The organism is Streptomyces sp. CG4 (assembly GCF_041080655.1).
Lineage (GTDB): Bacteria > Actinomycetota > Actinomycetes > Streptomycetales > Streptomycetaceae > Streptomyces.
The window spans coordinates 2,613,177-2,627,716 of sequence record NZ_CP163525.1 but is presented as its reverse complement, the minus strand read 5'-3'; the positions used below and the strand labels follow the sequence as shown (position 1 = coordinate 2,627,716).

Annotated in this window: 9 protein-coding genes; all 9 read left to right on the top strand. The window is 73.2% G+C overall.

Annotated features, from left to right (window positions below; all coding sequences use genetic code 11):
* Positions 1 to 6 precede the first annotated feature (6 nt).
* Positions 7 to 1,458, top strand: coding sequence for an NAD(P)/FAD-dependent oxidoreductase (locus AB5L52_RS11910; RefSeq protein ID WP_369363869.1), 1,452 nt, complete (start codon positions 7 to 9; stop codon positions 1,456 to 1,458).
* On the top strand, positions 1,455 to 2,108 hold the full coding sequence (locus tag AB5L52_RS11905; protein WP_351564003.1) for a methyltransferase domain-containing protein: 654 nt from the start codon (positions 1,455 to 1,457) through the stop codon (positions 2,106 to 2,108). The genes AB5L52_RS11910 and AB5L52_RS11905 overlap by 4 nt, the downstream gene beginning before the upstream one ends.
* Before the next feature lie 223 nt (positions 2,109 to 2,331).
* The gene (locus tag AB5L52_RS11900) at positions 2,332 to 3,909 is read left to right on the top strand and encodes a DUF4192 domain-containing protein (protein WP_369363867.1); all 1,578 of its coding nucleotides are present in this window, start codon (positions 2,332 to 2,334) and stop codon (positions 3,907 to 3,909) included.
* Positions 3,910 to 4,223: 314 nt separating this feature from the next.
* Positions 4,224 to 6,413: a glycogen debranching N-terminal domain-containing protein gene (locus tag AB5L52_RS11895; protein WP_369363865.1), complete on the top strand. Its 2,190-nt coding sequence runs from the start codon at positions 4,224 to 4,226 to the stop codon at positions 6,411 to 6,413.
* A gap of 130 nt (positions 6,414 to 6,543) precedes the next feature.
* Positions 6,544 to 7,302: an NUDIX hydrolase gene (locus AB5L52_RS11890; RefSeq protein WP_351016054.1), complete on the top strand. Its 759-nt coding sequence runs from the start codon at positions 6,544 to 6,546 to the stop codon at positions 7,300 to 7,302.
* Between the two features lie 164 nt (positions 7,303 to 7,466).
* Positions 7,467 to 10,463: an ATP-binding cassette domain-containing protein gene (locus AB5L52_RS11885; RefSeq protein WP_369363863.1), complete on the top strand. Its 2,997-nt coding sequence runs from the start codon at positions 7,467 to 7,469 to the stop codon at positions 10,461 to 10,463.
* A gap of 164 nt (positions 10,464 to 10,627) precedes the next feature.
* Positions 10,628 to 11,515, top strand: a complete 888-nt coding sequence (locus AB5L52_RS11880) for a FadR/GntR family transcriptional regulator (protein WP_351016049.1) — start codon at positions 10,628 to 10,630, stop codon at positions 11,513 to 11,515.
* Between the two features lie 446 nt (positions 11,516 to 11,961).
* Positions 11,962 to 13,503, top strand: coding sequence for an RNA polymerase sigma factor (locus AB5L52_RS11875; protein ID WP_351016046.1), 1,542 nt, complete (start codon positions 11,962 to 11,964; stop codon positions 13,501 to 13,503).
* A gap of 123 nt (positions 13,504 to 13,626) precedes the next feature.
* A complete protein-coding gene (locus AB5L52_RS11870; protein WP_351563996.1) occupies positions 13,627 to 14,466 on the top strand; it encodes a serine protease in 840 nt (279 codons plus the stop codon).
* The last annotated feature ends 74 nt before the right edge of the window (positions 14,467 to 14,540 follow it).

Sequence of the window (14,540 nt, the reverse complement as noted above, 5' to 3'; positions counted from 1 at the left end):
CAGGACATGACCGACCGCAGCTCCCGCCCACAGGGCGGCAGCCACGCCGTGGTGCTGGGCGGCAGCCTCGCCGGACTCTGCGCGGCGGCCGCGCTGGCCCCGCACGTGGACCGGGTCACGCTCGTGGAGCGCGACCGCTACCCCGACGAGCCGCGCTGGCGCCGCGGCGTGCCCCAGGCCCGCCACACCCACAACCTGCTGGGCGCGGGCCAGCGCTCCCTCGAACGGCTCTTCCCCGGCCTGCTCGACGATCTGCGGGACCTCGGCATGGTCGAGGTCCGGATGCCGCAGGACATGCTGCTCATGGTGGCGGGCGGCTGGGTGGACCGCTTCACCGGCCCGCACGTGGTGCTGTCCGGCTCGCGCGACCTGCTCGACTGGGCCGTCCGCCGTCGGCTGCGGGACCTGCCCGGCGTGGAGACACGCGAGGAGACGGAGGCGGTCGGCCTCGTCGCCGGACCGGGCCGCGACACCGTCCGCGGCGTGCTGCTGCGCGAGCGGGACTCCGCGGCGCGCACCGGCTGGGGCGAGCCGTACCGGCTGGAGGCCGACCTCGTCGTGGACGCCACCGGCCGCGGCTCCCGCGCCCCTGCCTGGCTGGAGGGGCTCGGCTACCCGGTCCCCGAGGAGACCGTCGTGGACGCCGGCTGCGCCTACGCCACCTGCGTCTTCGAACGCCCGCCGGGACACACCGCCGACTGGAAGTGCATCCTGCTCCAGTCCACGCCGGAGGAGCCCCGCTCGGGCATCCTCAACCCCATCGAGAACGACCGCTGGATGGTCTCCGTGGCCGGGCTCGGCGGCGAGCGTCCGCCGCTCGACCACGCGGGCTTCGTCGACTTCGCCAAGAGCCTGCGCAGCACCGTCCTGTACGAGGCGATCCGCGACGCCAAGCCCCTCGGCGAGGTCTACGGATCGGGCCGTACGGAGAACCGCCGGCGCCACTACGAGCGGCTCACACGCTGGCCCGACCGCTTCCTCGTCCTCGGTGACGCCGTCGGCGCCTTCAACCCGGCCTACGGGCAGGGCATCTCCGTCGCCGGCATGAGCGCGCTCGTGCTGCACCGGGCCCTGGAACAGGCTGGGACCCAGGGCACCGGCCGGATCCCGGCCGGCTTCGCCGGCCCGCTGCGCAAGCGGATCGCCCGCTGCGTGGATGCCGCGTGGATGCTCTCGGGCAACGCCGACCTGGCCTACCCGGGGGCCGCCGACGGCCCGCTGCCGCTCGCCGCACGGCTCGGCAAGCGCTACACCGACCGGCTGCTGAAGGTGGCGACCACCGACCGGACCGTGGCCACGGCCCTGTTCGACATGACCCATCTGCTGGCCCCGCCCCAGGTCGTGCTCCAACCGAGGGTGCTGGCCTCGGTGTTGCGCGGCCCGAGGAACGCGCCGTCCCCGACCGTCCCGCTCTCCGGTCCCGCCGGACCGGCCCACCTCCCCGAGGAACGCCCATGACCACCGAGTCCGAGCGCATGGTCGCGGTCTACCGCAAGCGAGCCAAGCGATACGACGTCACCTCCAATCGTCTTTACCTCATCGGCCAGCGCACCATGGCCTACAAGCACCTGGCCCTGGAGCAACTCGCCCTGCGCCCCGGCGACACGGTGGTCGACGCCGGCTGCGGCACCGGCCACAACCTTCCGCTGCTCGCCGAGGCCGTGGGCCCGACCGGCCGGGTGATCGGCGTGGACCTCACCGACGCCATGCTGGAACAGGCCGAGGACCGGGTACGGCGTGCCGGACTGTCCCAAGTCGAGCTGGTACAGGGTGATCTGACGACTTATCAGTACCCGGAGGACGTGCGCGGGATCATCGCCTGCTTCTCCCTGACCCTCATCGGCGAGTACGCCAAGGTCGTCGAGCGCGGCTACGAGGCGCTCGGCCCCGGCGGGCGCTGGGTGGTGCTGGACTACCGGCTGCCGCGCTGGTGGCCGGACCGGCTCATCCCCATGCTGGGCCCGATGATCGCCCCGTTCGGCGGCGACACCAGCATGGTCCAGCGGCATCCGTGGGAGCCGATCCAGGAGGGAGCCGCCCGCCACCGCATGCTGTCCCGCTACGGCGGCTGGGTGTACGTCGCGGTCGGGGAAGCCCCCGAGCGGTAGCAGTCCTCACGGTGGTGCGGGCGACGCGCGCCGGTGTCGTCGCCCGCCGCTGCTTCTGCGATACAACTCGTGCGATCCATGCGTCCGATGAAACACGACGGGACCGACAATCGGGCGGGCCCCGGCCGCGCCTGTGGACAACCCGGATCGGGCTTGTCGTGTCCCTGATTCGACTTGTCCACAGGCTCAAGCGGAGGGCCAAGATCCGCGAGATCGTCGGCGCATGACGAATCACAGCGAAACGACCGGACCGTTCGAGAGCAGCGACATCCCGGGACAGCGGCCGTTCACCGGCCCGCCCGCGCACGACACCGAGGTCACCCTGCGCACCCCCGCCGAACTGGCCGACGCCCTGCCCTACGTCCTCGGCTACCGCCCCGAGGACAGCATGGTGCTGGTGGCTCTGCACGACCGTGAAGGCCAGGGCAGGTTCGGCGGCCGGGCCCGGCTCGGCATCCCCGCGCACGAGGAGGACTGGGAGGCGGCCGCCCGCCAGCTGGCCCACGGCCTGGTGAACGGCAGCGAGCGGCGCGGCGCCCGGCCCGAGCAGATGGTGGCCTACGTCTGCCAGGAGCCGTCCCCGGGAGAGTCCGGCCACGACGTCAAACGACGGCTGGCGCGCCTGGCCCACCTGCTGCGCACCCAGTGCGGCGACCTCGACGTACCGGTCGTCGAGGCCCTGTGCATCTCCGACGGCCGCTTCTGGTCGTACTGCTGCCCGACCGAGGGATGCTGCCCCGAGGACGGCACTCCGATGGGCCTTCCCGGCACCTCCGTGCTGGCCGCCGCGGCCACCTACGCCGGCGTCCAAGTGCGCGGCACGCTGCGGGAGTTGCGGGCCAGGCTGCAGCCCTGGGAGACGACCGCGGCCCTGGAACAGGAGATCGCCCTGGACACGGCCGGCATGACCCTGGTGCCCCGCATGCTCGACGACGCGTCCCGCGCCCAGGTGGCGGAGGAGACCCTGGGCCTCGCCGAGCGGATCATCCACCGCTTCGCCGCCGCGGCACCGGCGCCGGGCACGCACCCGGCGGACAAGCGCGACGACGACCTGCTCGCACACGACGAGGCGGCGGCGCTGATCCTCGGACTCCAGGACCGCACGACCCGCGACCGTGCGGCCACCTGGATGGAGGGCGACGAGGCCGCAGGGGCCCTCCGGCTCTGGCGCGCCCTGGCCCGCCGCTGCGTCGGCCCCTACGGCGAACACGCCGCGGCCCCACTGACCCTGGCCGGCTGGGTCGCCTGGTCGACAGGTGACGAGCTGGAGGCCCGCGAGGCGCTGGCCATGGCGCTCGGCGCGGATCCCGACTATCTGTTCGCCCGGTTGCTGCACCAGGCCTGCAACGAAGGAATCGACCCGGAAGCGATCCGCCGCTGCCTGCGCGCGCACCGCACCGACCGAGCGGGGCGTACGCGCGAGGAGACCGGCGCGCAGCGGCACACCGAGGAGCAAACGGCTCGGGCCGTGCTCCCGGCGCCCGAAAGCGCGGCGCCGCACGGACCGAGTGGGCGCACGGACACGGGCGACGAGGGCGCCGAAGCCCGCCGAGGGACGAGCACCCGCCGACGGCGCCGAGCGCGATCGGCGGACGGCTGCGACACCCCACGCGCGGTGGGCACCACGGGGGGACGGCGCAGGCCGGCCGGCTCCCACCCCGCTCCGTCCCCGGCCGAAGCCACGCGCCCCGGCAGCCGAAGCCCGGGCGGCACACGTACACGTACGACCGAGGCGCCCGACACCACGACCAGGACGGCTCTGCCGGGGAGCGACGACGGCAAGCCCGAGGCGGACAGGTGAGCGCCCGCACCTGGCTGGGCCGCCGCCTGTCCCACCGGACCTGTCCGACCGCTCGGAGCCGATTCCCCGGCCCGCCGCGCGCCCGTTGGTGGCACCGGCTCACGCGCGACTCGAGCGGCGGCGCCACCCTGCCGTCCCGCCGCCCTCCGATCGGCTTCCCCGAGCCGAGCCGTGACCCGGACGAGTCCCGCTCCGTTCACCTGAGTGGCGGAACGCCCGGACAGGCCCTGCCGCCGTACGACTCATCCCCCCCAGGGCGTCCCGCCGGCCGCCCAGCAGGTCCGAGGCGCACCGAGCGCGGAGGAAGCCACCCCATGCACCAACAGCCGACTCCCTCCTACGCCCCCGAAGACGAACGTCCGCCCTGGGACAGACGCGAGTGGTTCCCGTCGGACGGTGCCGCCGTCACCGCACGGCAGACCATCGAGATTCCGCCCTCGCTCACGGTCCGCGAGCCGAACCCCGCGGTGGGCCGCGCCTGGCCATCGGCGCCGCCGGGGCGCGGCCGCAGGCCCGCCGCAGCCACGCCGGTACGCACACCGCAGGCCGTCCGCCCGGCCCCCGAGCTGCCGCCCACGCACGCCGTCCTGGTCTGTGTCGCCCTGCCGGGCCTCGCCATCTCCGGAGAGGGACAGCTGACCGGCCGCGGACTGGACGGGTTCTACCGGGGTGGCAGGCGCCTGCTCGCACGGTGTCGGATCCGCGTGGCCGGCCGAGAACCGCTGGCCGTGCAGGCCAGGATGACGGGCGCCGACAGCGCCCGTTTCGTGGGAACGCTGAGGGTCTCCCCGTCGGCGGGCCCCGATCCGGATGTCGTGGTCGAGCGGACCCGCCGCGCCGACGGAACCGAACGGATCACCCTGCGCAACGCCGCCGCCCGCCCGCTGAGGCTGCCCGTCGAGGTGGCCCTCGGTACGGACCTCGCCGAACTCGCCGTCATCGCCTCCGGCCGGGCAGGCCCCGAACTCCCCGCCACCGTCCATGACTCGGGCCTGCGCTGGGCCACGGCCGGAGCCGCCGCCTCCGTCATCGCCGACCCGCCGCCCGCCGACGCCCTCGCGTCGGCCGGACTGCTCCGGTGGGAACTGGACCTGCCGCCCGGCGCCACGGCAACCGTCGAACTCCGGGTGCGGCTCGACGGCGCGGGGCCGCTGCGGCCCGCGGGTCATGCCACCACCAGCCCGCTCGCCCCAGCCCGGGCGACCGGCGACGACTCCCGGGTGACCTCGCTGCTGGACGCGGCGATCGCCGACCTCCAGGCGCTGCTCCTGCGCGACGCCGCCCACCCCGCCGGCATCCACCTCGCCGCGGGCGCGCCCTGGCGCTGCGGACTGGCCCCCGCCGAGGCCCTGGCCGCAGCCCGCATGACCCTGCCGCTCGGCACCCGGCTGGCCGCGGGCACCCTGCGCACCCTGGTCCGCACCCAGCTCCCGGACCGCAACCCGCAGGCCGGCCTGATCCCCGGGCCGCGACGCGACGCCGGCCCGTTCCTCCCGCCTGCCTGCACGGGCACGGAAGCCACCCTGCTCTTCCCCGTCCTGCTCGCCGAGGCCCGCCGCTGGGGACTTCCCGAGCAGGAGACGAGAGAGCTGCTGCCCGCCGCGGAACGCTGTCTCACCTGGCTGCGGACCACCGCCGGTGCCGGCCCCTACCTCCCCGACCCCCAGCCCGGCGGCCCGGCCCGCTGCGACACACAGGCCCACGCCTATCGGGCGGCCCTGCTCGGCGCCGATCTCCTCGACGCCTTCGACCGGCCCGGCGCCATCGAGTTACGGGAGTGGGCCCAGGCCCTGCGGGCGGCGTTCCGAGCCGACTTCTGGGTCGAGGACCGCGGCGGCGGACGCCCGGCCGCGGCCCTGGCCCCGGACGGCCGACCCGTGCCGCACCTGGGCTCCACCGTCGTCCACCTCCTCGACACCGGCCTGCTGGGCTCCGGTCGGCTCGCCCCCGGCCTGCTCGATCCCGTACAGACCGATAACCTCGCCAGACTGCTCGGCACCCCCGCCATGGACGCGGGCTGGGGACTGCGGGGACTCGGCGCCAAGGAAGCGGGACACAACCCGTTCGGCCACCGGACCGGAGCCGTCCGGGTCCACGACACCGCACTCGCCGTCGCCGGACTGGCCGCCGCCGGCTATGAGAAGGAGGCGAGCGGCCTGCTGAGAGGACTGCTGGACGCGGCGGAACACTTCGGCCACCGGCTGCCGGACATGTTCGCCGGTGAACAGCGCTTCAGCGGGAGCGCTCCCCTCCCGCACCCCGCGGCCTGCCGGCCGGCAGCCGTCGCGGCGGCCTCCGCGATCACGATGCTCACCGCACTCGCAGGCATCCGCCCCGACACCCCCGCCGGTACGGTCACCCTGTGCCCGGTGCGCAGCGCACCGCTCGGCGAACTCGTCCTGACCGGGCTGCGCGTTGCCGGCGCCCCGTTCTCGGTGCGCGTCAGCCGGCTGGGCCTCGCCATGGTCGAGGAGGCGGCGGACGGCCTGCAACTGGGAGTCTGACCTCGTACGACGCCACCGGAACGAAGAACGGGAGCCGATCCTGCGCCCCGTAGCCGAACGAAGCGGAACCACTACCGATGCGCCCGACGAGGGGAGTGTTTATCGTCAGGCAGACGACTATGATCGCCGCATGCCCTACGACCCGTCAGCCTTTCCGCCCTTCGCCGTCACCGTGGACCTGGTCGTGCTGACCGTGCGCCGCCATGCCCTGTGCGCGCTGGCGATCCGCAGGGGCGAGCCCCCGTTCCAAGGGCGCTGGGCGCTGCCCGGCGGTTTCGTACGGGACGACGAGGACCTCACTCAGGCGGCGGCGCGCGAGCTGGCCGAGGAGACCGGGCTGTGCACACACGACCCCTCGGCCCCCGCCCAGGACAACGGCGCCCATCTCGAACAGCTCGCCACCTACGGAGACCCCAAGCGGGACCCGCGCATGCGCGTCGTGAGCGTCGCACACCTCGCGCTCGCGCCCGACCTGCCCGCCCCGCGCGCGGGAGGCGATGCCAGCAACGCGCGCTGGGCGCCGGTCGAGGAACTGCTCCAGCAGGGCGGTTACGGCCGCGACGGCGAGCCCGTGGCGCCGCTCGCCTTCGACCACGCCCAGATCCTCGCCGACGGCGTGGAGCGGGCCCGATCGAAGATCGAGTACTCGTCGCTCGCCACCGCGTTCTGCCCGAGCGAGTTCACCGTCGGCGAGCTGCGCCGGGTGTACGAGGCGGTGTGGGGAGTGGCCCTCGACCCGCGGAACTTCCACCGCAAGGTCACCGGGACCCCCGGATTCCTCGTGCCCACCGGAGGGACGACCACGCGCCAGGGCGGCCGGCCGGCGCAGCTTTTCCGGGCCGGCGGTGCCACTCTGCTCAACCCCCCGATGCTGCGCCCCGAGGTCTGAGAAACGCGGACGGCCGGGCGCCCGGGACGGTCAGGTTGGGCCGATCGCACCCGCCCGACCGGGGACCTTCGAACCGTCGACGCGTATCACGCTGCCCGCATCACACACGGCAATAGATCGGGATATACCAGAAAAACTGGACATTGCACGCTATCTTGCTGCAGGTGATCCAGGCCTTCGGACTGACCAGCAATCCCCGCAAGGCGAACCGGCCCGCCGTCGACGACGTCTCGTTCGAAGCGCACGCGGGACATGTCACCGTGCTCCTCGGAGGCGCCGGCGCGGGCAAGACGACGGCGCTCAGACTGATGCTCGAACTTCAACAGGGGCGCGGCATCACCTACTTCAGAGGGCGGCCTCTGCACCGGATCGCCCATCCGTCGCGCGAGGTCGGCGTACTCCTCGGCGACGTACCCGGGCATCCGGCCCGCTCGGTCCGCGGCCACCTGCGCATGTTGTGCGCGGCCTCGGGAGTTCCCGCGCGCCGGGCCGACGAGGTCCTCGAAGTGGTCGGCCTCGTCAGCCTCCGCGAGGAGCGCCTCGGCGCGCTCTCGCGCGGAATGGACCGCAGACTCGGCCTCGCCTGCGCCCTGCTGTCCGACCCGCACACACTCGTCCTGGACGAACCCGCCGACGGCCTCTCCCCCCGCGAGGCACAGTGGCTCCACGGCATGCTCCGGGCCCACGCCGACCAGGGCGGCACGGTGCTCTGCGCCACCGCCGACCCCAAGGAGGCCGCGCGCACCGCCGACCGGGTCGTCACCCTCGACCGTGGCAGACTCGTGGCCGACCAGTCGGGCAGGGACTTCGCCCGCACCCGGCTGCGCCCGCGGGTGGCCGTCCGCAGCCCGCACGCGGCGCGCCTCGCGGCCGTGCTCACCAAAGAGGCCCGCACCGCACGCCGCTCCGTCGAGGTCGTACAGGAAGGCGGCAACCGCCTCTCGGTGTACGGCTCCACGACCGCCGACATCGGCGAGACCGCATTCCGTCACGGCATCCTCGTCCACCAACTCGCGGACGAAATCGGAGACATGGGCCCGGGAGCCGAGACCGGCCCCTATGGTGCCTCGCCGAGGACGAGAAGCGCAGAGAAGCGGCACGAGCCGGCAACGGAACGCGACCATCTCGCCCCCGGCTCATCACCGACGGAGCCGCGGCCGACCGTGCACGACGTGCCGACGACGGCGCCCGAGGCGACGGTGCGTGGCCTGCCGGTGGACGAGCCGGAGCTGCCGGTGCACGGTCGGCCGGTCGAGGAGCCGGCGGTCCGTGGCCTGTCGGCGATGGAGCCCGAGACGACGGCGCATGGTCTGCCGGTGGGGGAGTCGGAGGCGGTGGTGCAGGGGCTGTCGGCAGCGGAGCCGGAGACGACCGTGCGCGCCTTGCCGGCCGCAGAGTCCCGGGCGACGGCGCGCGGTCTGCCGGTGGCGGAGCCGGAGGGAGGCGCGCACGGTCTGTCGGCGATGCAGTCGGAGACGATGGCGCGTGGTCTGTCGGCGATGGAGCCGGAGACGACGCCAGGCGGCTTGCCGCAGGCGGAGCCCCGGACGATCATGCGCGGCTTGCCACCGACGGAGCCCCGGAGGACCACGCGCGGCCTGTCCCCGGGGGAGCGCGGTGCCGCAGGGCTCGGTGGGGCGGTGACGGAGGCTGCCGGCGCCTCGGCGCTCGGCATGTCGGCGGCGGAGAACGGCGCGTCGGAGCAGGCCGCCGCAGCTTCCGACCGGCCGTCAGGAGTGACGGGCGGCACGGTGCCGCATCCCTCGGCCAGAGAACGGCGCGCCATGCCGTTCGGCTTCTCGGCGGCGGACCGCGAGAGCGCCGTAGAGGACGCCTCTGCGCCCCAGAGAGGCGCGTCCAGCGTGCCTGTGGACGAAGAGCCGCCGGCGGGAGAATCGCCGGCAGCGGAGCGGCCGCAGGCCGTCGGCGGTGATAAGCCGTCACCTGGCGAGGCGCCCAACCCCCGGCCGGAGGCCGAACACACGGAGACCACCCCGCACGCCCCGTCCGAAGACGCCTCGCAGGAAGATGCGGCCCGAGGCGCCGACAGCACGGCACACGGCGTCGAGCCCGACCACGAGGACGCCCCCGGCGGAGCCGTCGAAGCGATGCCCGCCCCAGCAGCCCCAGCAGCCGCAGCAGCCGACGGCCGGACCGCCGAGGCGACGGCCACCGCGAACGCCGCACACCATGCGGCACCGGCCGCCAAGGAACCGCAGAGCGGCCCCACGAACACCCCGGTCGCGGGCATCTCCGCCCTCCGCGCCCGGCTCCCCGGCGCCAGGAACCCCGGCACCCGTCAACCGCAGACCACCCGCGCCGCCTGCTCCACCGGCGTCCGTTCCCTCGACGCCCTGTCCCCCCTCCCGCCCCCCATCTCCGTCCGCCCCGCCCCCACCCCCCTCCGCCCTCTGCGCTACGAGATCCGGCGCGCCACCGGCATCGGCGTCGGCTTCCTCACCTGCGGTGCCGTACTGGTGGTGTCCGCGCTCACCGCCGTACTGCTCGCCCGGCTCGGGCGCACCCCGCAGGAGCGGCTGTTCGCCGCGTGGCCGCGGGAGCTGCCGCTGCCGCCCGCGGCGCTTGCCGCGGGACTGCTCGGGGCGCTGGCCTTCGGGGACGAGTTCCGCCACCCCGCCCTCGCGGTGGACCGCGGCACCGTGCCCCGCCGGCTGGGGCTGCTCACCGCGAAACTGCTCGTCTCCGGAGTCACCGCGGTGCTGCTGGCCTTCGCCACCATGGGCTGCGACGCCGAAGTGCTCTACGTCGTCTACGGACGGGAGCTCGCACAAGTTCCCGCGGACTGGCTTTCGCTGAGCGTCAGTTGGTTCGGTCTCGTCGTCGGCTGCGCCTGGGCCGGTGTGCTCGCGGCCGGTGTGTTCCGGTCCACCACGGGCGGCTTGGCCGCCGTACTCGCCGTACCCGTGGTCGTCGTGCCCCTCGTGCACGAGGCGATGCACGGGCCGGCACGGCGCATGGCCGCCGGATTCCCGGTGCGGATGCGGGAGGTGCTCCTGCCGCAGTGGCCCTTCGGAGGTGAGCGCTATCTGCTCGGGGTGGCGCGTGTACTCGCCCAACCTGTGGGCGGCGCACTGGTGTTGGCGCTGTCGGCACTGCTGTGCACGTATCTCGTCACGTCGCTGCGCAGCCGGTTCCGGTGACGGGGCAAGCGTGCACTTCCGGTCTCGCCATGCTCACAACTCCCTGTCGGAAAGCCCATTTCTTTCCGATAAGGCGTCAATTGCGACGGGGTGAGCGATCACCCTTTCGTGTGCTTTTCACCAAAGACCTCAAGGGAGTTGGAGGCGACGCCGACAAAGGATCCGTGAGTACCCTTGCGCACACCATGATGACCGCCGCCCGCTCCACCGACTCCGGTCTGGCCGGCCCGGGCGAACTCGACCGCTACCCCTACGCGGAGCCCCAGGTGGCTGATCGCGTCGGAGCGCCCTCCTGGGAAGGCGCGGACCCCGACCTGGGCCGCGTCGGCCGGCGCGCCGCGGGCAGCCGAGGCCGTGGACTGCACGGCCAACTCGTTCAGCAGCTGGGACAGATGATCGTCTCCGGCGACCTGGGCGCGGACCGTCCGCTGGTGCCCGAGGAGATCGGCCAGCGCTTCGAGGTCTCCCGCACCGTCGTCCGCGAGTCCCTCCGCGTCCTCGAGGCCAAGGGCCTCGTCAGCGCCCGCCCGAACGTCGGCACGCGCGTGCGTCCCGTCAGCGACTGGAACCTGCTCGACCCCGACATCATCGAGTGGCGGGCCTTCGGGCCCCAGCGCGACGACCAGCGCCGCGAGCTGAGCGAGCTGCGCTGGACGATCGAGCCGCTCGCCGCCCGCCTCGCCGCCGGTCACGGCCGGGAGGAGGTGCAGCAGCGCCTCTGTGACATGGTCGAGATCATGAGCCACGCCATGGCTCAGGGCGACGCGCTGACGTACTCGCGCGCCGACGGCGAGTTCCACGCGCTGCTCATCCAGACCGCCGGCAACCGCATGCTGGAGCACCTCTCCGGGATCGTCTCGGCGGCCCTCCAGGTCTCCGGCGGCCCCGTCACGGGGTGCGACCGGGCGAACGACACGTCGCTCGCGCAGCACGCGCGGATCGTCGACGCGCTCGGCACCGGCGACGGCACGGCGGCCGAGGCGGCCATGCGTCAACTGCTCACGGTCCACCCCGAGGTCGAGCGCGTGGTGCCCGCCCCGCGCGAGCACTGACCCCCGCGGCCGAGGCGGTGCGGTCGCCGGTGTGCGGCGTCCTCGTGGTGCTCGTGGCGGTGCGGGGGACTTGCCGGCCGTCGCCGGACCCTGCCGGACCCCGCCGGACCTGTGCGGTCCGGCGGGGTCCGGCGGTGCGACGGGCCGCCGCGGGCCAGGTGTGTGACCGGGCATGACGGCGTCGGTGATCTTGCCTGTCCATGTCTGAATGCTTTTGACCGCTTACGGGGTGTGACTCGGGCCACGCAGATTGGGCGTAACACTCGTGGAAACAGCGCGATGACCTAAGAGGTGACAGTCGCGGAGGGAATACGGACGCCATGACAGGCGCTGTGCATCTTCCCGGCCCCCGCCCGCGCCGTCGGCCCATCCCCAGGCCGGTGGTCGGCTCCTGTCCGCAGTGGACGGTGCCGGAAGCCGTTTTCCAACGTTCCGAGAGGTTGTTCGTGTCGGCCAGCACATCCCGTACGCTCCCGCCGGAGATCGCCGAGTCCGTCTCTGTCATGGCGCTCATTGAGCGGGGAAAGGCTGAGGGGCAGATCGCCGGCGACGATGTGCGTCGGGCCTTCGAAGCTGACCAGATTCCGGCCACTCAGTGGAAGAACGTACTGCGCAGCCTCAACCAGATTCTTGAGGAAGAGGGTGTGACGCTGATGGTCAGTGCCGCAGAGCCCAAGCGCACCCGCAAGAGCGTCGCAGCGAAGAGCCCGGCCAAGCGCACCGCCACCAAGACGGTCGCGGCGAAGACGGTGACGACCAGGAAGGCGACCGCCACCACGGCCGCCCCCACGGCGCCCGCTGCCTCGGTCGCAGCCGATTCCGCCGAGGAAGCCGCACCCGCCAAGAAGGCCGCCGCCAAGAAGGCGACCGCCAAGAAGACGGTCGCCAAGAAGACCGTCGCGAAGAAGACGGCCGCCAAGAAGACCACGGCCAAGAAGGACGACGTCGAGCTTCTCGAGGACGAGGTGCTCGAGGACACCAAGGCCGCCGAGGAGCCCGAGGGCGCCGAGAGCGCGGGCTTCGTCCTGTCCGACGAGGACGAGGACGACGCGCCGGCGCAGCAGGTCGCCGCGGCCGGCGCCACCGCCGACCCGGTCAAGGACTACCTGAAGCAGATCGGCAAGGTCCCCCTGCTCAACGCCGAGCAGGAGGTCGAGCTCGCCAAGCGCATCGAGGCCGGTCTGTTCGCCGAGGACAAGCTGGCCAACGCCGACAAGCTCGCCCCCAAGCTCAAGCGCGAGCTGGAGATCATCGCCGAGGACGGCCGCCGCGCCAAGAACCACCTCCTGGAGGCCAACCTCCGTCTGGTGGTCTCCCTGGCCAAGCGCTACACCGGCCGCGGCATGCTCTTCCTGGACCTCATCCAGGAAGGCAACCTCGGTCTGATCCGCGCGGTCGAGAAGTTCGACTACACCAAGGGCTACAAGTTCTCCACGTACGCCACCTGGTGGATCCGTCAGGCCATCACCCGCGCCATGGCCGACCAGGCCCGCACCATCCGTATCCCGGTGCACATGGTCGAGGTCATCAACAAGCTCGCGCGCGTACAGCGCCAGATGCTCCAGGACCTGGGCCGCGAGCCCACCCCGGAGGAGCTGGCCAAGGAACTCGACATGACCCCGGAGAAGGTCATCGAGGTCCAGAAGTACGGCCGCGAGCCCATCTCGCTGCACACCCCGCTGGGTGAGGACGGCGACAGCGAGTTCGGTGACCTCATCGAGGACTCCGAGGCCGTCGTGCCCGCCGACGCCGTCAGCTTCACGCTTCTGCAGGAGCAGCTGCACTCGGTTCTGGACACCCTGTCCGAGCGCGAGGCCGGTGTCGTCTCCATGCGGTTCGGTCTCACCGACGGTCAGCCGAAGACCCTCGACGAGATCGGCAAGGTGTACGGCGTGACGCGTGAGCGCATCCGCCAGATCGAGTCCAAGACCATGTCGAAGCTGCGCCACCCGTCGCGCTCCCAGGTGCTGCGCGACTACCTCGACTAGGTCGCGGTCGTACGACACCGAAGGCCCGGTTCCCCCGCACGGGAGCCGGGCCTTCGTGCTGCGCGCGGAGCCGCCATGACTGACTCTGGGTGTCCCAGTGGAACCACGGAGTGAGGAGTATGCATGCGCCGTTCCGTTGCCCGCGCACTGATCCGGCCGCTCGCCCTGGCGGCCACCCTGACCTTCATACCCCTGGCGCACGCGGCCCCCGCGGCCGCCGACAGCGTCGTGGTCGGGGGCTTTCCGATAGACATCTCCCAGGCCCCGTGGACGGTCGCGCTGTCCAGCCGTGACCGGTTCGGGGGTACGCGGGCGGGCCAGTTCTGCGGCGGCGTGGCAGTCGCCCGCACCACGGTCCTCACCGCGGCGCACTGCCTCGCCGATGGCGTCCTGGGGGCACTCCCGAACCGCGCACGCGACCTTCGGGTCATAGCGGGCCGCACCCAACTGCTGTCGAACGAGGGCCAGGAGATCGCCGTACGCGATGCCCGGATCAATCCCAAGTACGACAGCACGACCAACACCGGCGACTTCGCCGTACTCACGCTGGCCAAGCCGCTGCCGCAGAGCGCGGTCGTCTCCATGGCGGGCGCCGGCGACCCGGCCTACGCGCCGGGCACACAGGCCCTCGTCTCCGGATGGGGGGACACCACGGGCGAGGGTGCCTACCCGCGCGGGCTGCATGCCGCACACCTGCGCGTGCTGGCTGACGATCTCTGTGCCCGCGCCTATCCGGGCGGTCCCGGGGGTGCCTACCGGGCCGGCAGCATGCTCTGCGCCGGAGAGGCCCGGGGTGGCCCGGACGCCTGCCAGGGCGACAGCGGCGGCCCGCTGGTGGCGGCGGGACGCCTGATCGGGCTCGTGTCCTGGGGAAGCGGCTGCGGCAAGGCAGGCAGCCCTGGCGTGTACACGCGCATCTCCGAGGTCGTACGCGACCTGGGCACGGCCTCAGCGGGCCAGTAGGGGCCCCACAGGGACTCCTGAGGTCCGACTCGGGGTCCGACTCGGGGTACACAGCACGGGCGGCCGCTCCTGGG